This window comes from Microbacterium testaceum (genome assembly GCF_001476285.1).
Taxonomy (GTDB): Bacteria; Actinomycetota; Actinomycetes; order Actinomycetales; family Microbacteriaceae; genus Microbacterium; species Microbacterium testaceum_B.
Window position 1 is genome coordinate 1 of the sequence record NZ_LDRU01000091.1, and the last position, 20,374, is coordinate 20,374.

The window sequence follows — 20,374 nt, forward strand, 5'->3', positions numbered from 1 at the left end:
GGCTGTCCCACCGCTCCCACACCGTCGTCGCCCCCTGGGTCACCGGGTAGAGCCACGAGGGGCACTGCGTCTGCAGCAGCAGGCGCTCGGCCGCGTCGTGGTGACCCCCGTCGCTGAGCGCGTCCGCAATGATCGGCGTGCCGACGAAGCCGGTCGAGATGCGGTACCCACTCTCGCGGACGAGCGCTGCGAGCCGGTCGGCGAGGGCCGCGCGCGTCGGGGCGTCCTGCACGAGGTCGAACGCGAGGGCGAGAGCGTACGCGGTGGGGGCGTCGCTCATCATGCGGCCGGCGGGGGTGACGTACTCCGTCACGAACGCGCGACGGCTGCGCTCGGCGAGAGCACCGTAGGTCTCGGCATCCGAAGTGTTCCCCAGCAGCGCCGCCGCCTCGGCGACCTGGCGGAGAGACCTCGCGAAGTACGCGGTAGCGACGATGTCGCCGTCGACCTTCGCCTTACCGGGCTGGTCGGGCGGCGCGCTCGGGTCGAGCCAGTCGCCGAGCTGCATGCGTCCGGCCCAGAGGCCCGAGTCCCCGGCATCCGTCCGCACCGCCTCGACCCACGCGCGCATGCTCGGGTACTGCGCCGCGAGCACCTCGCGGTCGCCGAACCGCTCGTGCAGAACGGTCGGGGTGACCGCGGCGGCGTCGCCCCACGCTGCGACGGGACCGCCGCCCGCGAACGAGGGGAGGGCGGCCGGGATCACCAGCGGAACGACCCCGCCGGCGCGCTCCTGCTCGAGGGCGAGGTCGCGCAGCCACGAGGTGAGGAACCCGTCGCAGTCGTAGAGGAACGACGCCGTCGGCGCGAACACCTGGAGGTCGCCGGTCCAGCCGAGTCGTTCGTCGCGCTGCGGGCAGTCGGTGGGGAGGGCGAGGAAGTTGCCGCGCATGCCCCACACCACGTTCTCGTGCAGCCGGTTCACGAGCGCGTGCGACGAGGCGAACCAGCCGGTCCGCTCCATGTCGCTGTGCAGCACGACGGCCTCGACTTGCTCGTCGGCGACGTCGATGCCGGTGATCTGGGCGTAGCGGAAGCCGTAGAACGAGAAGCGGCTCTCGAGCACGTCGTCGCCGCCGGACAGGACGAAGGATGCCGTGGCCTTCGCGTTGCGCAAGGGGCGGAGCGCCAGCTCGCCTGCGTCGAGCACCTCGGCGTGGCGGATCGTGACCGTCGTCCCCGCCTCGCCGCGCACGCGCAGGCGCAGGCGGCCGACGAGGTTCTGCCCGAAGTCGAGGACCTCTCCGCCGGACGGCGTGGTCAGGCGCGCGACGACGGGGAGGCTCTCGTGGCGACGGACCGGCTCGGCGATGCGCGCCTCGGGGCGGGGGACTCTCTCGTAGCCGGGTCGGGCGACGACGCCGACTCGCGCGGGCGCCCAGCCTCGGTCATCGCCGGAGGTCGCGGCATCCGGAGTCGACCAGGGGGCGCGGAGGCGGAGGTCCTGATGCTCGCCCGCGTAGATGCCGCTCGCGACGATCTCGGTGTCGCCCGTCGCGGTCCAAGCGGCGCCGGTCGGTGCGAGGGTCTCGACCGTGCCGTCGGCGAAGGTCACGCGCAGTTGCGCCAGGAAGGACGGCTGGTCGCCATAGACGCGGTCGGTGAACGTGAAGAAGCCGTAGCGCTCGGTGTACCAGGCGCCGGCGAGGGTCGCGCCCACGACGTTGTCGCCCTCGACGAGCAGGTCGGTGACGTCGACGCTCTCGTGCACGAGGCGGTCGCGCGTCGCGCTCCAGCCCGGGGCGAGGACGTCGTCGGAGACGGCGCGGCCGTTGATCTCGGGCTCGGCGCTGCCGAGGGCGGTCCACAGCAGCAGGGCGCGGCGGACCGGCCGATCCAGGCGGAACGTCGTCCGCACGAGCGCGGGCTGGGCCTCACGCTCCGGATCCGCCAGGCCGATCGGCTCGGCGATCCACTCGTCGGGGGCGAGGAAGCCGGCCTCGACGGCGAGGGGCGCGCTCCACGCGCTGACGGCGCCGTCGACGCCGGTCACCCGCACCCGCACCTCGCGGCGCTCGCCGGGGGCCAGCGGCGGGAACGGCCAGTCGACGAGGGCGGATTCCGCGCCCTCGAGCGTGATGGTGCTCTCGCCGTCGGTGACCTCGGCGCCGGCCTGACGCCACGACGGGGTCGACGTCTCGGTGCGCCAGGTGAGGCGCGGCGTGGGCGTCGCGACGAACGGCGAGTCGGTGCGCAGCTCGGCTTTCACCGCGGCGACACGGGTGTCGGTGGTCATTCGTCGTCTCCCTCGGCGACCCAGGCGGTCGCGTCGATCATGCCCTCTCGGGCGTACACGCCGATCACGCGTCCGGTGAACGACTCCGTCACCTCGGACGACAGGAAGCGCCCGTCGACCTCGGCGAGAGCGATGCGCTCTTCCTCGACGGTGGCCGCGAGGTGCAGAGCGTGGATCGCGGGTGCGAAGCTCACCGCGGAGCTGCCGGGCGCGCAGTCGATGTGCAGCGTGAGCACAGGGGCCGAGAGGGGCTCGCGCCACTCCTGCACCAGGTCGCCGACCACGGCGCGCGCGACGATCTCACCGGCCCCCGCCTCGACCTCGACGTGGAAGCGCTCGTCGTAGCGGACGGCGAGACCGCCGATCCCCGCGGACACGTCGAGGGTGACCGACGTGCGCTGGCCGAGGTGCACCTGACGGCGGCCGACGAACACCGGACGGGGATCGCCGAGCGTCGAGCCATCGGCATCCAGACGCATCCATCCCGGCCGCGAGGTGAGGTCGGCGTGGTCGGTGGGCAGCGAGCGGACCGCGATCCACCCGCCGTCGAGCACCGTCTCGGGCGAGAACGCGACCTCGACACGCCTGCCGGGGCGGGGGTTCAGCGGAACGGGCTCGATCGTGGGCCACCCGTCGGGCTGCCAGGTGACGCGCGTGACGAACGTCTCGCGCCCGAGCGCCGAGAAGGCGCGGGTCATGCCGCGCGGCCGGACGCCCAGCAGCACGCACACCCACTCGCCGTCGGGACCGGTGACGAGGTCGCCGTGACCGGTGTTCTGCACCGGCCGGGTCGTGGATCGGGCCGAGACGAGCGGGTTGTTCGGGGCCGCCTCGAAGGGGCCCTCGGGGGAATCGGCGCGAGCGAGCGAGACGCCGTGACCGCGCTCGGTGCCGCCCTCGGCGATGAGCAGGTACCAGCGCCCCTCGATCTCGTAGAGGTGCGGCGCCTCGGGGAACATCCCGCCCACACCCGACCACAGCGACCGCGGCTCCTCGAGCGCGCGGTGCGTTCCGAGGTCGACGCGGGCCTGCTGGATGCCGGTGTGCGTGCCCGCGTCCGGACCGCCGAGGATGAGCCCCGAGTAGGTGATGTACGCCGTGCCCTCGGCATCCCACGCGATGTCGGGGTCGATGCCGTCGAGCGAGCGCGAGCCGTCGGGGACCGTGAGCAGGTCGCCGTCGCTCCACGGTCCCGCCGGATCCGTCGCGGTGAAGTGCAGCATGCCGCGGCCCATCGCGTCGGTCACCACGACGTGGAAGACCCCGTCGCGGTGCCGCAGCGTCGGTGCCCACGCGCCGCCCGCCGTCGGGACGTTCTCGACGTCGAGCTGACCGGGCCGGGTGGCGACGTGGCCGATGAGCTCCCACTCGACGAAGTCGGTGGAGCGGTGGATCGGGATGCCGGGAAGGTACTCGAACGTCGAGGTCGCGAGGTACCACGTGTCGCCGACGCGGACGACCGAGGGGTCGGGGTGGAAGCCCGCGATGAGCGGGTTGGGGAGTGCGGCGGTGGTCGTCATGGTCCTCGAGGGGGTCGGGTCCGCCGCCGCCCGGCGGGGTGTCGCGGGCGGCGGCGGGAGAAGGGACGGTCGGCTCGGTCGGCTCAGTCGGCGAACAGGCGGCCGAGCTCGGCGGCGAGGGCGACCGCGCGCGGGTCTCCGCCGCCCGGCCACGCGCCGCGCGCGATCGTCCACGCGAACGCGATCCCCGTCTCGGGATCGACGCACGCGAGGCCGCCCGCGGCGCCGTCGTGCCCGAAGGCAGTCACGCCGCCGAACGGCATCGCCGGCGTGGGCTTCTGGAACACGATCGCGTGCGCCCGGTCGTGCTGACCGAGCACCTCGTCGTAGCCGTGCACCTGCTGCTGCCCGATCTGCGCGACCGTGTCGGCCGAGAGGAAGGGCGCGGCGCCCTCTACCCCGGTGACAGCGGCCGCGAGCAGGCGCGCGATGCCCCGCGCGCTGCCCGTGCCCGAGGTGGCCGGGTGGCCGTAGCGCCAGCTGCGCGGGTCGTTCGCGACGTCGGGCGTCGGCGGAGCGCTGCCGAAGACGCGCACGCCGAGCGCCGTCGGTCGATGCGCGCCGACGCCCGCGGCGGGCGGGGTCATCGGCTGGAGGTCGACGCGGCGGTGCTCCTGGTCGGCGGGGAGTCCGAGGTAGAAGTCGATGCCGTGCGGGGCGCGGATCTCCTCCTCGTAGAACGCGTGCATCGTCCGTCCGGTCACCCGGTGGATCAGCTCGGCACCGAGATTGCCGATCGTCACCCCGTGATACCCGAAGGCGCTTCCCGGATGCCAGAGGGGCCGGGTCGCGGCGAGTCGCGCGGCCGCGACGGGCTGGTCGAGCGCGTCGAAGCGGTCGAGCGGAGGATCGGTCTGCGCAAGGCCCGCCTGGTGCGACAGGAGCTGGCGCACGGTGACGCGCTGCTTGCCCGCTGCCGCGAACTCGGGCCAGTGATCGGCGACGAGGTCGTCGAGATCGAGGAGTCCGCGCTCCACCAGGAGACCGATCGTGATGCCGATGGTGTTCTTCGTCACCGAGAACGGCACGAGAACCGAGTCCTCGCCGAGGTGACGTCCGCCCCAGACGTCGAGCACCGGCTCGCCGCGATGGAACGCCGCGGCCTGGAACGACAGCTCGGGGTCGCCCGAGAGGGCGGCGTCCAGCCGCGCGACGGCGTCGGCGACCCGGTCGTCGGCGCGCCCGTGCAGGTGCGCGGTCTCGAGGGGGCTCATTCCGACACCGACCAGACCGTGTGCAACGGCGTCTCGACGACGGACGCCCCCGCGAGCAGCGTGAAGTCGCCGGGCTCGGTGACCCACGCGCCGTCCCAGTGCGCGAGGCGCCGCGCGGGAACCGTGACCCGTGCCTCGACGCTCTCGCCGGGGGCAGCGGTGACGGTGGCGAATCCGACGAGCCAGCGCGAGGGGCGCTCGACGCTCGACTCGGCGCGCTCGGCGTACACCTGCACTACCTGACGGCCGTCGCGCTCGCCCGTGTTGGTCAGGCGGACCACGAGGTCGTCCCCGTCGCGCTCCGCGGCATCCCACGACCAGCTCGTGTATCCGAGGCCGTGGCCGAAGGGGAACGCCGGTGCGGTGTCGGTGCGCAGCCACGCGCGGTAGCCGACGTGGATGCCCTCGTCGTAGCGCAGCACGCCATCGGTCGGGGTGACCTCGAGCACCGGCACGTCGGCCATGCTCGCCGGCCACGTGGTGGGGAGGCGCCCGCCGGGCTCGGCAGCCCCGGTGAGGACGGCCGCGAGGGCGGTGCCGAACTCCTGGCCACCGAAGTAGCCCTGCACGACGGCGGCGACGTCGCTCGCCCACGGCAGCACGACGGGAGATCCGGCGTTGACGATCACGATGGTGCGCGGGTTGGCCCGGGCGACGGCGCGCACGAGGTCGTCCTGACGCCCCGGCAGATCCAGTGAGGTGCGGTCGTACCCCTCGGACTCGACCTTCGAGTTCGTGCCGACGACGACGACGGCCACCTCGGCGGCCTCGGCGGCCGCGACCGCGCGGGCGATGAGCTCGTCGGGGTCGGTCCGCTCGGGCGCGATGCCGAGGGTCGCACTCATCGCACCCGACAGTGTCCCGGAACCGTCGCGCGAGAACTCCGCGCGCACCGCGATCTCGCGCCCGGCCTCGACCTGCACGGTGGCGGTGATCGACGGCGGGTTGAGGAAGGCGGCTCCCAGGTCGGTGCCCTCGAGGACGGGGCTGTCGTCGAGCACGAGCTCGTCGTCGACGAACACCCGCGCGGGGTTGGCGCCGGCGAAGCCGAGCTCGACGGCACCCGACTGCTCGGGCGTGTAGACGGTCTCGAAGACGACGGTGCGGCTGGCCTCGATCGGGGCGTCGCCGCCGAACCAGACCAGGGCCGAGGCGCGGCGGTCCTCGGCGAACAGCTCGGTGCCCGCAGCATCCAGGAACCGGACGCGCAGTCCGGGCTCGCCCGTGGCGGGGTTGCGCATCTGCGACAGGGGCAGCTCGGCCACGCCCTCCTGGGTCACGGCGCCGAGCTCGTACGTGATCCGGTCGTCGCCGAACGCGTCGCGCAGGCCCGCGAGCGGAGAGACGATGTGCGCGGGGATGACGGTCGCACTGCCCCCGCCCTGGGTGCGCGCGTCGCGCGCGTTCTGTCCGATGACGGCGACGGATGCCACGGCCCCGGCGTCGAGGGGGAGGATGCCGTCGTTGCTCAGGAGCACCGTGCCGGCGATCGCCGACTCGCGCGCGAACTCGGTGGCATCCACCGGGGTGGGCTCGATCGCGGTGCTGCCCTCGAGGGCGCCGACCCGCTCGGCGAGCAGCAGCAGACGCAGGACCTTGCGGTCGAGGTCGGCCTCCTGCACGCGGCCGTCGCGGACGGCGTCGACGAGGTCGGCCCACGCGGGAGCGGGCCCCGGCATCGCGAGGTCTTGCGCCGCGGCGACGGCGTCGAGAGAGCGGACGGCGGTCCAGTCGCTGATGACCACGCCGTCGAAGCCCCACTCCGAGTTCAGCGGCGTCTCGAGCAGGTCGTTCTCGGTCATCGTCACGCCGTCGACGGCGTTGTAAGAGCTCATGATCGACCACGCGCCGGCGTCGACCGTGCGCTCGAACGGGGCGAGGTACAGCTCGCGCAGCGCCCGCTCGTCGACCTGCACGTCGACCGTGAAGCGGTCGGTCTCGGAGTCGTTCGCGACGAAGTGCTTCGGGGTCGCGGCGACGCCGTTGTCCTGCAGGCCGCGCACGTACGCCGCACCCAGTTCAGCGGTGAGCTCGGCGTCCTCGCTCAGGCACTCGAAGTGGCGACCGCCGAGCGGAGAGCGGTGGAGGTTGATCGTCGGTCCGAGCACGACGTCGACGCCCTTGCGGCGGGCCTCGGATGCCGCGGCCGCCCCGTAGCGGTAGGCGAGATCCACGTCCCACGAGGCGGCCAGCGCCGACCCCGACGGCATGTTGAGCGAGGGCTCGCGCTCGTCCCACCGGGGACCGCGGACGCCGGCGGGGCCGTCCGAGAGGGTCATCGCCCGCAGCCCGATCTCGGGGAGGGGGACGGTGGTCCAGAAGTCGGCGCCCTGCACGAGGGCCGCCTTCTGCTCGAGGGTCAGCGCCGAGAGCAGCGGGACGAGGTGGTCGGTGGCAGGCGTAGCGGTCACGGTGGTCTTTCCGGTGGGGAGGGTCAGGATGCCGACAGCAGAGCGCGGCGCGCAGCGCGACGCTCTTCCTGGCGGTCGGGGTCGGGCACGGGAGCCGCCATGAACAGGCGCTGCGTGTACGGGTGCTCGGGGGCCGAGGTGACCCGGTCGGCGTCGCCGGTCTCGACGATCTCGCCCTTGTACATCACGGCCACGCGGTGGCTGATGTGGCGCACGACGGCGAGGTCGTGCGTGACGAACAGGTACGCCACCCCCGTGCGGTTCTGGATCTCGATGAACAGGTCGAGCACGCGCGCCTGGGTCGACAGGTCGAGAGCCGACACCGGCTCGTCGCACACGATGAGCCGCGGCTGCAGAGCGAGCGCCCGCGCGATCGCGACGCGCTGACGCTGGCCGCCCGAGAACTCGCGCGGCAGACGGTTGCGGGCATCACCGGGGAGCCCGACCTGGTCGAGCAGGTCGCGGACGCGCTTCTTGGCATCGGATGCCGAGACCCCGGCCACCGTGAGCGGCTCGATGAGGATCTGCTCGATCGTCATCGACGGGTTCAGCGACGAGTACGGGTCCTGGAAGACGACCTGGATCTCCGAGCTCAGGGCGCGGCGCTCGGCGCGGCCGAGGTGCGAGATGTCGCGCCCGTCGTAGGTGATCTTCCCGCCGCTCACCGGCGCGAGGCCGAGGGCCGCGCGGCCGAGCGTGGTCTTGCCCGACCCCGATTCGCCGACGAGGCCCACGGTCTCGCCGGGGAGGATGTCGAGGGAGACGCCCTTGAGAGCTCGGAACGGCTTCGCGCGGAAGCCCTTCCCGGGGTACTCGACGACGAGGTCGTCGATGGTCAGCAGCGGGGTGCTCATGCCACCACTCCGTTCTCGGCGCCGAGCGGCGGCCGCGCGGGACCCTCGTCGAGGATCGCGTCCAGCAGCGCCCGCGTGTACGGGTGCTGCGCGTCGTTGAAGATGGCCCGAACGGGACCCTGCTCGACGAAGCGGCCGTTCTGCATCACGGTGACCCGGTCGCAGAGGTCGGCGACGACGCCGAAGTTGTGCGTGACCAGCAGCATCGCCATCTGGCGTTCCTGCTGCAGGTCGCGCAGCAGCTCGAGAACCTCGGCCTGCACCGTGACGTCGAGAGCCGTGGTGGGCTCGTCGGCGATGATCAGTTCGGGGTCGGTCGAGATGGCCCCGGCGATGAGCACGCGCTGCGCCATACCGCCCGAGACCTCGAACGGGTACGCGTCGAACGTGCGCTTCGGCTCGGGGATGCCCACGCGGGCGAGCAGATCGAGCGACCGCTCCCGCGCGTCCTTGGCCGACAGGTGCAGGTGCTTGCGCAGCGGCTCCACCAGCTGACTGCCGATGGTGAAGGCGGGGTCGAGGTTGCTCATCGGCTCCTGGGGGATGTACCCGATGCGCTTGCCGCGCACGCCCGCGTATACGCGCTCCGAGGCGTCGGCCAGGTCGACGCCGTCGAACGAGATCGTGCCGCCCGTGACCGAGCCGCCGCGGGGCAGGAGCCCCAGGACGCCGAACGCGGTCTGGGTCTTGCCCGAACCGGACTCGCCGATGAGGCCGTGCACCTCTCCCTTGCGGATGTCGAGCGAGACGCCGTGGACGACCTCGATGTGCGAGCCGTCCGACTGGTCGTACCCGACGTGCAGGTCGCGCACGCGCAGCACCGTCTCGGTCGACTTGCTCCGCGCGTCCTCGCGATGCACGATCACGTCGCCGTCGGCGACCTCGGGGATCTCGTCGGGGTCGGTGAGGTCGCCACCGCCGAGTGCCACGGAGGTGGTCGCGGTCGCGATCGAGCCGGTCGCGGTGAGCACCGCACGACGGCGGCGGCGACGCACGGTCACCGTGCGCTCGAGCTCGTCGCGCAGCACGTTGGCGAGCAGCGTCAGGGCGATGCAGGTCAGGGCGATCGCGAGCGAAGGCCAGACGAGGAGCACCGGGTTCTTGTAGATGTTCTTGAAGCCGTCGGTGAGCATCGATCCCCAGGTGGGGACGTTGACGTCGCCGAGACCGAGGAACTCCAGGCCCGACTGGATCGCGATGGCGATGCCGGCGATGATCGCCGACTGGATGATGATGGGCGCCCGCACGACCGAGAAGACGTGGCGTCCGATGATGCGCAGGTCGCTGAGACCCGACACGCGTGCCGCGTCGACGTACAGCTCGTTGCGCACGGCGGTGACCGAGGCGTAGACGAGGCGGAAGTACGCGGGGGCGAGCAGGATGCCGAAGATCACCATCGACAGCCAGACCGAGGGGCCGAGCACGGCGCGCGCCGCGAGCAGCACGACGATGCCGGGGAGCGCCATGTTCAGCTCGGTGACCCAGGTCGCCGCGGTGTTGAACCAGCCCTGGTAGTAGCCGGCGATCAGGCCGCTGACCACGCCGAGCACGACGGCGACGACGAGGGCGATGAGGGCGGCGGCGATGCTCGTCTGGGTGGCGGCGAGCAGGCGCGAGAGCACGTCGCGACCGCTGCCGTCGGTGCCCAGGATGTGGGCGCCCGAGGGGCTCGCGAGGATCGCGCGGATGTCGGCGAAGTTCGGGTCCTGCGGGGCGATGAGCGGACCGATGATCGCCAGCACCGCGACGAGCACCAGGAAGCCGAGCGAGATGAGGCCGATGGGCCGCCGCAGCAGGCGGCGGAACAGTGCCACGCGGACCGGGGCGACCGGAACGGTGGGGGGAACGTCGATGGCGGTCATGACAGTCGCACCTTCGGGTTGAGAGCGGCCTGAGCCAGGTCGATGAGGAGGTTGACCACCACGACGATGATCGCGAAGGCGATCACCAGGCCCATGACGACGGGGATGTCGCCCTGCGTGGTGGCGCGGACGCTGAGCTGACCCATGCCGGGGATGGCGAAGATCTGCTCGACGATGACCGCTCCGCCGAGGAGGCCGACGAACTGCACGGCGAGCACCGCGAGGGCGGGGCCGCCGGCGTTGCGCAGCACGTGGCGGTAGATGACGGAGTTCTCGCTGAGGCCGCGGGCCCGGAGGGTTCGGACGTAGTCGCGCGAGGTGGCGTCGATCACCGAGCCGCGCACCTGCTGCGCGACGGTGGCGATCGCGCCGATCGAGAGCGCCACGATGGGGAGGACCACGGATGCCACCCACCCGCCGAACGAGGTGGTGATGGGGGTGTACCCGGTGGCCTTGAACCATCCGAGGTTCACCGCGAACACGAGCACAAGCACCAGTGCGATGAGGAAGCCCGGGACGGCGAAGCCGACGAGCGAGAGGAACTGGACGCCGGCGTCGATCGCACCACCGCGGCGAGCGGCGAGGACGCCGAGGAGGACGGAGAGGATCGCCGACACGAGGGTCGCGCCGATGACGATCGAGAGGGTGACGGACAGGCGGCCCGAGACGCTCACCGACACCAGCTCGCCGTTGAACCAGCTGCGGCCGAGGTTGCCCGTGACGGCGGAGGAGAGCCAGTCGCCGTACTGCACGAGGAGGGGGCGGTTCAGGCCCAGCTCGGCGGTCTTCTTGGCGACGGTCTCGGCGGTGGCGTTCTCTCCGAGGATGCGACGGGCGATATCGCCGCCGGCGGCGTAGAGGAGGGTGAACGCGAGGAAGGAGATGACGGCGATGAGCACGACTCCGGAGAGGAGCCGGCGCACGATGAATGCGAGCATGTGTGGTCCCTGGGGCCCGGGTCGGCCCGCCCGCGCCGGGGCGCGGACGGACCGACGGACGGATCAGTTCTTCGGCGAGAAGTCGAAGATCGACGGGTAGGCGTTGGTGGGCCAGAACTCCAGGTTCGTGTTCGCGTCGGTCGCGAACGTGCCCTGGACACGGAAGAACGGGGCGAACCAGGCCTGGTCGACCATGTACTTGTTCAGCTCCTTGACGGCGGTGTCCGACTCGGCCTGCGATCCGGTCTGGATCGTCGAGATGAGCGCGTCGACCTTCGGGTCCTCGTACTTGAAGGGGTTGAACGTCGCGTCCGGAGCGATCATGAAGTTGATCAGCTGCCAGTCGGGGTTCTGCTCCAGCGCCATCCACGTCGCCGGGTACTTCGGGGCGAGCATGTCGGTGATGAAGTTGCCGGTACCGGGGTCGGTGTAGTTGACCGTGATGCCGATGTCCGACAGCTGCTGGGCGACGAGGTCGAACGTCTGCTGGAAGGCGGGCGTCGACATCATGTTCAGCGTGAAGCCGTTGGGGTACCCCGCGTCGGCGAGGAGCTTCTTGGCGGCGGCCGGGTCGTACGGGTACGTGCTGTCGAGCGACTCGTCGTAAGCGACCGAGGTCTTCGGGAAGACCTGCTCGGTGACGGTGCCGTAGCCGCTCTGCAGCGACTGCAGCAGCGCCTCGCGGTCGAAGGCCATGTTGATGGCCTGTCGCACCTTCACGTCGGCGAGCTCGGGCGCCATGGTCCCGGCGCGGTCGAGCAGGAGCAGGCCCTGGAAGTCGAGCTCGTTGGACTCGATCGTCCAGCCGGCGCCCTCGACCTCGGAGATGGTGTTGTTGTCGGCGATCTTCGCGCCGTTCGCCTCACCGGCGCGGATGGCGTTGAGGGTCGCGGTCGGGTCCTCGAGGACGTTGATGGTGAGGTTCTGGTACTTCACCGCGTCCTTGTTCCAGTAGTCCGGGTTCGCGGTGTAGTTGTACGTGGTGCCCGTGACCGACGAGGCGGTGTCGAGGATGTAGGGGCCCGAGCCGATCGGGTTCGTCGCGACGTCGGCGTTGCCGAACGACGACGGCGCCTCGATGAGGCCGGGGGCGATCGAGAGCAGGTTGATCAGCGACGGGTCGGGAGCGGCCTGCGTGATGGTCACCGTGGTGGCGTCGACCGCGGCGAATTCCTTGCCCGCGAGCGTCGCCGCCTGGGGCGAGGTGCCGTCGCGGAAGCGCTCCATGCTCGCGACGACCGCCTCGGCGTCGACGGGCGTGCCATCCGTGAATTTCACGCCGTCCTTCAGGGTCAGCGTCAGGACGGTCTTGTCGTCGTTGTACTCCCAGGCGGTGGCCAGCCACGGCTGGATCTCACCCTTGGAGTCCTTCTGCAGGAGCGTGTCGAACACCGCCTGGAAGAACGGGCTCCGGTTGCCGTACTCGGCGCCGGCGGCGATGTCGTAGCTCGTGGGCGAGGCGATCGCGGTCAGCGTGAGTCGATCAGCGCTGCCGGAGCCTTCGCTCCCCGACCCTCCGCCGGAGCATCCCGTCAGCACGAGAGCTGCGGCGACGGCGAGGGCTGCTGTGGCCTTCCATCGGAACATCGTTGGTCCCTTCATCGTGGCGAAACCCCAGTGGATCGCCCTGCGCCGAGACGGTAACAGCAATTCCGAGCGCCCGCTAGATTTTTGGCGTTAAAAACTAGCGGTCGCTAGGAATTCGTTATAAAACGGTTCACGGGAAGGTCGTTCGCTCAGCCGATGGGGCACTGAGCGAACGGATACGGTGGCTCAATGACCGAGACGACGCGCACGCCGCGCAAGCCGCGTGGGGAGTACGCCAAGAGCGAGGCGACCCGCCAGGCGATCCTCGACGCCGCGCTGGAGGTGTTCGCCGAATCCGGCTTCCGAGCCGGGTCTCTCCGCGAGATCGCCCAGCGCGTCGGCATGAGCGAAGCGGGGCTCCTGCACCACTTCCCGCGCAAGAGCGCCCTCCTGCTCGCGGTGCTCGACCACCGCGACGAGGCGGCGCGGGCCGTGGTCGACTTCGACCTCACCGACGGTGCCGCCACCCTCCAGGGGCTCGTGGAGCTCGCCGCGATCAACGCCTCGATGCCGGGAGTCGTCGAGCTCTTCTGCACCCTCTCCGCCGAGGCGACGTCTCCCACGCACCCCGCGCACGAGTACTTCCAGAACCGGTACATCTACGTCCGCACCCGGCTCACGGATGCCTTCGAGCGTCTTCGGGTGGCCGGGCGCCTCGTCGAGGGGGTCGATCCCGCCCGTGCGGCCGTCGCGACGACCGCGCTCATGGACGGCCTGCAGGTGCAGTGGCTCCTCGACCCCTCGTCGACCGACATGGCCCACGACCTCGCTGCCCACTTCCGGCTGCTGGTCCGCGGTTTCGACCTGCAGGCCCTCGAGGACGTCCTCGACCTGCAGGCGGGCGACCCCCGATGATCCGCGAGCCCTTCCTCGAGGGATGGACGGTCGGTCCGAAGCGCGGTGCCTTCGAAGCACAGGATGCCGCGACCCTGACGCACGTCACGCTTCCGCACGATGCCCTCCGCGATCTGCCACGCTCGCCCGACAGTCCGCAGGGGGTGACGTCCGGCTACTACCCGGGCGGGGCCTTCGAGTACGTCCGCGAGTTCGAGGTCCCGGAGTCGTGGCGCGACAAGACCGTCGTCCTCGAATTCGAGGGCGTCTATCGCGACGCCGTCGTCTTCGTGAACGGTGAGCGCGCGGCTCACGAGGGCAGCGGCTACGCGGCCTTCACGGTCGAGGCCGACGCGTTCCTCCGCTTCGGCGAGACGAACCGTGTCAGCGTCGAGGCCCGCGTGCACAAGGATTCCCGCTGGTACACCGGGGCCGGCATCCATCGTCCCGTGCACCTCGTCGTGGCCGATCCCGTGCACCTGCCGCTCGACGGCACGCGCGTGACGACGCCCGACATCGACGACGAGCGGGCGATCGTCGCCGTCGCCACGCGCGTGCGCAACACGACCCGGCACACGCGGACGACGCGCGTGACGTGGGAGGTGCGCGACCCCGCGGGGCGCTCGGTCGCGACGGGGTCCTCGCCGGTCACCGTCCTGCCGGGGGAGGACGCGGTCGCCCGCGCCCGCCTGACCGTCGAGCGCCCGCAGCTCTGGAGCATCGACACCCCGGCGCTCTACGAGCTGCACACCGCGCTCGCCGACGAGGCCGACGCGGCGCCCCTCGACAGGGATCGCACGGTGTTCGGCATCCGTTCCCTCCAGCTCGACCCCGTGCACGGTCTCCGCATCAACGGCGAGAGCGTGACGCTGCGGGGAGCGTGCGTGCACCACGACAACGGCCCCCTCGGTGCCGTCTCGATCGCCGCCGCCGAGGACCGCCGCGTGCGTTTGCTGAAGGAGGCGGGGTTCACCGCGATCCGCAGCTCGCACAACCCGGCCGGCCGCGCGTTGCTCGAGGCCTGCGACCGCCACGGCATGGTCGTGATGGATGAGCTCGGCGACGTGTGGACGCGCGCCAAGACGGCGTTCGACCACTCCGTTCGGTTCGCCGACGACTGGCGGGCCGACGTCGAGGCCCTCGTCGCGAAGGACGCGAACCACCCGAGCGTGATCATGTACTCGATCGGCAACGAGATCCTCGAGGTCGCGAGTCCCCACGGCGCGGCGTGGAGCCGTCGCCTCGCCGAGGCCGTGCGCGCTCTCGACGACACCCGCTTCGTCACGAACGGCATCAACGGGATCATCGCGAACCTCGAGCGCATCGCCGAAGCGCGCGCCGAGCTCGCGGCATCCGACCCCAACACGCTCATGGCCGGCCTCGGGGCGCAGATGGCCGCGATGAACGCCTCGGAGCTCGTCACCGGCACGATCGAGGAGTCCGCGGCGGTGCTCGACGTCGTGGGCTTCAACTACGCCGACTCGCGGTACGCCCTCGACGCGGAGCTGTTCCCGAATCGCGTGATCGTCGGGTCCGAGACCTTCCCCGAGCGCATCGGCGCCCTGTGGCCGCTCGTCTCGTCGCTCCCGCACGTGATCGGCGACTTCACCTGGACGGGGTGGGATTACCTCGGCGAAGCCGGCATCGGCCGGGTCGACCACGTCGACGCCGTCTCGGACGCCCCGACCGACACGGCCGGCCCGTATCCGTACCTGTTCGCGGAGTCCGGAGACCTGGATGCCACGGGCCACCGCCGCACGGTCTCGTTCTTCCGCGAGATCGTCTACGGTCTGCGCACCGAGCCGTTCCTCGCCGTGCACCGCCCGCAGCACTACGGCCGCGCGACGGCGGTGACCCCGTGGTCGTGGGACGACACCGTGGCGAGCTGGACGTGGGACGTCCCCGCGGGCTCGCCCGTCGTGGTCGACGTCTATGCCGACGCGGACGAGGTCGAGCTGCAGCGCGACGGTGTGACGGTCGGTGTCGCCCCGGTCGGAGAGGCGCGCGAATACACCGCCCGCTTCGACACGGTCTACGTGCCGGGCGAGCTCACCGCGATCGCGCGCCGCGACGGCGTCGAGGTGGGGCGCACGACGCTCCGCTCGACCACCGGCGACCCCACGCTCGTGGCGCGGGCCGAGGCCTCCGCCATCGGTGCCGGTCTCGACGACCTCGCCTTCGTGCGGATCGCCCTCGAAGACGCGGCCGGCGTCGTGCCCTGCGACCGCGACGTCGTGGTCAGCGTCAGCGTCGATGGCCCCGGCGTGCTCGCGGGGCTCGGCACGGGCCGGGCGCGCACCGAGGAGCCGTTGTCGGCGGCCTCGGTGACGACCTACGACGGCCGCGCTCTCGCGATCGTGCGCCCCACCGGGGTCGGGGAGGTCACGGTGCGGGTCACGGCGCCGGGGTACCCCGAGGCGCGGGCGACGGTGCGCGCGGGCTCCTAGCGCTCCTCTCTCCGCCTCCCCAGCGCCACCGTCGACACGAGCCCCAGCGTCAGGAAGCCCGCGGCCGTGAACGCCGCGGCCCGCGTCCCGTCGCTGAATGCCGCGCGCGCATCAGCCGCGATGTCCTGGGTGGTGGGGGACTGACCGAGGCCCGCGATCGCCGCCCCGGCGCTGTCGACCACCTGCGAGACGACCTGGTCGCGCTGGGCGACGGGGAGGCCACGAGCGTCGAGCGAGCCCGCGAGCACGCCCGCGGTGGTCGAGAACAGGACCGTGCCGAGGATCGCGACACCGAGGGCCGCGCCCAGCTGCCGCGAGGTCGACTGCGTGCCGGACGCCTGGCCGCTCGCCGCGGGCGGGACGTCGGCGAGGACCACGCCGGTGAGCTGCGCGGTGGCGAGCCCGACACCGAGACCGTAGACGAAGAGGAAGGGGATGAGCGGTCCCCAGGTGGCATCCGGTCCGATCGTCAGGGCGACGCCGGCGACGCCCACGATCTCGGCGAGCAGGCCGCCGCGCACCACCCACACCGGGGCGACCTTGCCGCTGAGGGCTCCCGCGACCCCGCTCGCGACGAACGAACCGATCGCGAGCGAGAGGAGGAGGAGCCCGGTCTGCAGGGCGTCGAAGCCGACGACGAACTGCAGCCACAGCGGCAGCGCGAGGATGATGCCGAACTCGCCGAGCGACACCACCGCCGCCGCGATGTTGCCGTTGCGGAACGACCCGATGCGGAACAGGTCGAACGCCAGCAGGGTCGACAGGCCCCGCCGCTGGCGCCCGACGCCCCACGCGATGAAGGCCACCAGGGCGATCGCCGCGACCGCAAAAGCGATCGGGACGGGCGAGAGCTCGAGGGGCCACGTCCACGCACCGACCGTCGGGACGGTGTCGACCGTCCACCAGCCGTACGTGCGCCCCTCGATGAGAGCGAACACGAGCGGGGCCATCGTGAGCACCGAGAGCAGGGCGCCGACGCCGTCGATCGCCGCGCGCTGCTCGCTGCGCGACTCGGCGACCGTCAGCAGGACGCCGATCAGGATCAGGACGCCGAGCGGGATGTTGATGCCGAACGCCCACCGCCACGAGAAGGCGGTCGTCAGCCACCCGCCGAGCAGGGGCCCGACGGCCGCCATACCGCCGATCGTCGATCCCCACACGGCGAAGGCGATTCCGCGTTCCTTCCCGCGGAAGGTCGCGTTGATCAGCGACAGGGTGGTCGGCAGGATCATCGACCCGCCGACGCCCTGCACGAGCCGCGCCGCGATGAGGGCTCCGCCGGTGGGGGCGAGGGATGCCGCGATCGAGGCGAGGGCGAAGACGACGACGCCGATGAGCATGAGGCGTCGTCGGCCGAACCGGTCGGCGAGGCTGCCGAAGACGAGAAGGAACGAGGCGAACACGAGGGTGTAGGCCTCTTGGACCCACTGCACCTCGGTCGACGAGATCCCGAGATCCTCGACGATCGAGGGGACGGCCACGTTGACGATCGTCGAGTCGACGATGATCAGCGAGACGGCGATGCTGATGAAGACGAGCCCCGCCCAGCGGCGCCCGACCATGCGTTCGTTCATGTAGCTAGCTTATCTAGCTACATTGGGTGGCGGCTATCCCTTGACCGGGAGGTTCAGGGGTGATGCGAGGCGGGACGATGCACCCCGGGTCGGGGCACGCGCTCGCCGGTGGCGAGAGGGATCGGCGTCGTTCCCGCCACCTCGTCGCTGAAGTCCTCGGGCTCCGGGGAGACGACCGCCAGGGGCCGCGTCTCGTCGAGAGTGAGGCGGAAGCGCTTGCTCTCGTGCCTGTGCACGCGTCCCGACGACAGCGTCCACGCGACGCCGATCCCGCACGCGACGATCGCGGCGACGGCGGCGAGGCCGATGGCCACGCGCGGGCCGAACTCGCTCGCGACCCAGCCCACGATCGGCGCGCCCACGGGCGTGCCGCCGAGCAGGATCGCCATGTACAGAGCGAGCACCCGTCCGCGCAGTGCGGGATCGGTCGTGGTCTGGACGTAGCCGTTCGCGGTGGTCAGCGTCGTCACCACGCAGAAGCCTGTGAGCACGAGCGTCGCGGCATAGGCGCCGTAGCTCGGCGCGAGAACGGACAGAGTGGATGCCACCGCGAACCCGCCCGCGCCGAGGATCACGACGCGCATCCGGGCGCGCTCGCGCCGCGCGGCGAGCAGGGCGCCGGCGAGCGAACCGATCGCGACGAACGAGCTCAGCAGGCCGAAGCCGTCGGCGCCGCGGCCGAACTCCAGCGCCATGGTCGACGCGAAGATCGGGAAGTTCATGCCGAACGCCCCGAGCAGGAACACCATCGAGAACGTCACGACGAGGTCGGGGCGCCTCGCCACGTAGCGGAACCCGTCCGCGAGCCGCGCGGGACCGCCGCGGCGGTGGTGGACCACCAGCTCGTGGGGCCGCATGATCAGCAGGGCCGCGAGCATGGCGAGGAAAGTCACGGCGTTGACGAGGAACACCCAGCCGGTGCCCACGACCACGATCATGACGCCGGCCACCGCGGGGCCGATGAGTCGTGCGGTGTTGAACGACGCCGCGTTCAGCGCCACGGCGTTCGAGGCGTTCTCCTTCTCGACGAGGTCGGAGACGAAGGTCTGCCGCGCCGGGTTGTCGAAGGCGGTGACCACGCCGAGCGCGAGAGCGAAGCCGTACATCAGGGGGAGCGTCATCACGCCGGTGAGGATCAGGATGCCGAGGCTCAGAGCCAGCGCAAGCAGCGCCGACTGCGTGCACATGATGAGCTTGCGCCGGTCGAAGCGGTCGGCGACCCATCCCGTGACGCTCACGAGCAGCACGGGAGGGGCGAACTGCAGGGCCATGGTGACGCCCATCGCCGCCGCGTCGTTGTCCGTCAGCTGCGTGAGAACGACCCAGTTCTGCGCCGTCGCCTGCATCCACGCGCCGATGTTCGACACCAGGGCGCCGATGAACCAGACGCGGTAGTTGAAGACCGAGAAGGATCGGAACATCGCGCTCATCTCTCCGCCACCTTCCTCATGATCTCGGCCGCCGCGGCCAGGGTCTGCCGCTCCGCCGGGGTGAGCCCGTCGAGGGCCTCTTCGAGCCAGGCGTCGCGCCGCCGGACCGTCTCGTCGACGACGGTGCGTCCGGCATCCGTCAGGGCGATCGTGACCTTGCGCCGATCGTCTTCGTGCGGGGTGCGCGTGACGTATCCCGCGTCCTCGAGGAGTGACACCGTGCGATTCATCGAGGGTGCCGTGACGCGCTCGCGCTCGGCGAGCTGGCCGAGAGTGTGCTCGCCGTGGATCGTGAGGGCCGCGAGTACCGCGAACTGTCCGTCGCTCATGGAGTCGACCGCGCGCTGCGCGCGGAGCCGTCGCGCCAGACGGAACGTCGCCATGCGGAGCTCGGATGCCGCCGAGGTGAGGGTCGTGTCCGGACCTGGATCGTTCGCGCGCATACCGTCTCCTCTATTCGTTAGCATAGCTCATTAGTTTTGCTAAATAAACCGAGGTCGCCGGGTTGACCCTAGGATCGGCGCATGCCTGAGTTCGTCGACGCATACGGCATCACGATCGTCTACGACGTGTACGAGGCAGAGGATCCCCGCGCCGTCGTGCAGCTGCTGCACGGTGTCGGCGAGCATGCCGGTCGCTACGCGGCGCTCATCGATGCTCTCGTCGCCGACGGCCTTACGGTCTACGCCGACGACCACCGCGGGCACGGACGCACGGGCCTTCGGCAGTGGGGCGGCGATCACGCGAAGCTCGGGCGCCTCGGTCCCGGCGGTCTCGGCGCCGCTCGCGACGCGGTCTGGACGCTCACGCAGATCATCCGCGAGCGCCACCCCGACCTCCCGCTCGTGCTCCTCGGGCACTCGTGGGGCTCGTTCCTCGCGCAGATGCTGCTCGATCGGCATCCGGATGCCTTCGACGCCGTCGTCCTGAGCGGCTCGGCCCTGCGGTGGCCCGGGGCTCTCAACCCCGGCGACCTGAACGGCCCGTGGAAGAAGCTCGGCGGTTCGGGCATGCAGTGGCTCTCGAGCGACGAGCAGGTCGGTCGCGACTTCGTGGCCGACCCGCTGACCACCTCGGTGCCGCTGGCGAAGCTGTTCGGTCCCATCGAGGCCGCGAAGCTCTTCGGTCGCCCGCGCCGCAACCTCGAGCGCGATGTCCCCGTGCTCCTGATGGTCGGGCGTGACGACACGGTCGGCGGCCCGCGCAGCGTGCACCTGCTGGCCGACGCGTATCGCTCGCGATCCGGCCTGACCGACGTCACGACGCTCGTGTACCCCGGCGCCCGGCACGAGATCTTCGCCGAGGTGCAGCAGGCCGAGGTGCGCGCTGATCTTCTCGCCTGGCTCGACGCCCGCCTCCCCGCGGCGTAGGCCGCGGCGCGGTCTCCTCGCGCGGCCGAGGCCTCTCGCGCGGCCGAGGCCTCTCGCGCGGCCGAGGTCCCTGAGCTCGTGGAAGGGCGGGTCGACT

General features: G+C 71.5%; 14 protein-coding genes. 3 read left to right on the plus strand and 11 right to left on the minus strand.

The genetic code is table 11. The features are described from left to right. From NS283_RS14850 to NS283_RS14885, 8 genes are all read right to left on the minus strand, one after another. Window positions 1-2,236: family 78 glycoside hydrolase catalytic domain (locus NS283_RS14850; RefSeq protein ID WP_058597632.1), on the minus strand; the 2,236-nt coding region annotated here is incomplete at its 3' end. Beyond that, window positions 2,233-3,756, minus strand: coding sequence for a glycoside hydrolase family 43 protein (locus NS283_RS14855; RefSeq protein WP_058597633.1), 1,524 nt, complete (start codon window positions 3,754-3,756; stop codon window positions 2,233-2,235). The genes NS283_RS14855 and NS283_RS14850, both read right to left, overlap by 4 nt. A gap of 83 nt (window positions 3,757-3,839) precedes the next feature. Further along, complete coding sequence (locus tag NS283_RS14860; protein ID WP_058597634.1) at window positions 3,840-4,970, minus strand: serine hydrolase domain-containing protein; 1,131 nt, start codon at window positions 4,968-4,970, stop codon at window positions 3,840-3,842. Further along, window positions 4,967-7,249 carry a glycoside hydrolase family 3 protein gene (locus tag NS283_RS14865; RefSeq protein ID WP_241492265.1) on the minus strand — a complete coding sequence of 761 codons (2,283 nt, stop codon included), beginning with the start codon at window positions 7,247-7,249 and terminating at the stop codon, window positions 4,967-4,969. Before NS283_RS14865 ends, NS283_RS14860 begins: the two co-directional genes overlap by 4 nt. Window positions 7,250-7,404: 155 nt before the next feature. Further along, window positions 7,405-8,235: an ATP-binding cassette domain-containing protein gene (locus NS283_RS14870; protein WP_058597636.1), complete on the minus strand. Its 831-nt coding sequence runs from the start codon at window positions 8,233-8,235 to the stop codon at window positions 7,405-7,407. Next, window positions 8,232-10,097: a dipeptide/oligopeptide/nickel ABC transporter permease/ATP-binding protein gene (locus NS283_RS14875; RefSeq protein WP_058597637.1), complete on the minus strand. Its 1,866-nt coding sequence runs from the start codon at window positions 10,095-10,097 to the stop codon at window positions 8,232-8,234. Before NS283_RS14875 ends, NS283_RS14870 begins: the two co-directional genes overlap by 4 nt. Beyond that, complete coding sequence (locus NS283_RS14880; RefSeq protein WP_058597638.1) at window positions 10,094-11,035, minus strand: ABC transporter permease; 942 nt, start codon at window positions 11,033-11,035, stop codon at window positions 10,094-10,096. Before NS283_RS14880 ends, NS283_RS14875 begins: the two co-directional genes overlap by 4 nt. A gap of 63 nt (window positions 11,036-11,098) precedes the next feature. Then, window positions 11,099-12,622 (minus strand): ABC transporter substrate-binding protein, encoded by a 1,524-nt coding sequence (locus tag NS283_RS14885; RefSeq protein WP_058597639.1) that lies wholly within the window; start codon window positions 12,620-12,622, stop codon window positions 11,099-11,101. Window positions 12,623-12,811: 189 nt separating this feature from the next. Here NS283_RS14885 and NS283_RS14890 point away from each other — a divergent pair, with 189 nt between their 5' ends. Next, window positions 12,812-13,477, plus strand: coding sequence for a TetR/AcrR family transcriptional regulator (locus NS283_RS14890; RefSeq protein WP_058597640.1), 666 nt, complete (start codon window positions 12,812-12,814; stop codon window positions 13,475-13,477). After that, the gene (locus tag NS283_RS14895) at window positions 13,474-15,903 is read left to right on the plus strand and encodes a glycoside hydrolase family 2 TIM barrel-domain containing protein (RefSeq protein WP_058597641.1); all 2,430 of its coding nucleotides are present in this window, start codon (window positions 13,474-13,476) and stop codon (window positions 15,901-15,903) included. The genes NS283_RS14890 and NS283_RS14895 overlap by 4 nt, the downstream gene beginning before the upstream one ends. Here NS283_RS14895 and NS283_RS14900 read toward each other — a convergent pair. The 3 genes from NS283_RS14900 to NS283_RS14910 are packed head-to-tail and all read right to left on the minus strand — an operon-like array spanning window position 15,900 to window position 19,350. Next, window positions 15,900-17,477: a DHA2 family efflux MFS transporter permease subunit gene (locus NS283_RS14900; RefSeq protein ID WP_058597642.1), complete on the minus strand. Its 1,578-nt coding sequence runs from the start codon at window positions 17,475-17,477 to the stop codon at window positions 15,900-15,902. The two genes, NS283_RS14895 and NS283_RS14900, sit on opposite strands and share 4 nt — an antisense overlap. A gap of 53 nt (window positions 17,478-17,530) precedes the next feature. Beyond that, on the minus strand, window positions 17,531-18,907 hold the full coding sequence (locus tag NS283_RS14905; RefSeq protein WP_058597643.1) for an MFS transporter: 1,377 nt from the start codon (window positions 18,905-18,907) through the stop codon (window positions 17,531-17,533). After that, window positions 18,904-19,350: a MarR family winged helix-turn-helix transcriptional regulator gene (locus tag NS283_RS14910; protein WP_058597644.1), complete on the minus strand. Its 447-nt coding sequence runs from the start codon at window positions 19,348-19,350 to the stop codon at window positions 18,904-18,906. Before NS283_RS14910 ends, NS283_RS14905 begins: the two co-directional genes overlap by 4 nt. Window positions 19,351-19,431: 81 nt before the next feature. On the opposite strand from NS283_RS14910, the gene NS283_RS14915 reads away from it, so the two are divergent. Further along, a complete protein-coding gene (locus NS283_RS14915) occupies window positions 19,432-20,277 on the plus strand; it encodes an alpha/beta fold hydrolase (RefSeq protein ID WP_058597645.1) in 846 nt (281 codons plus the stop codon). Window positions 20,278-20,374: the final 97 nt, after the last annotated feature.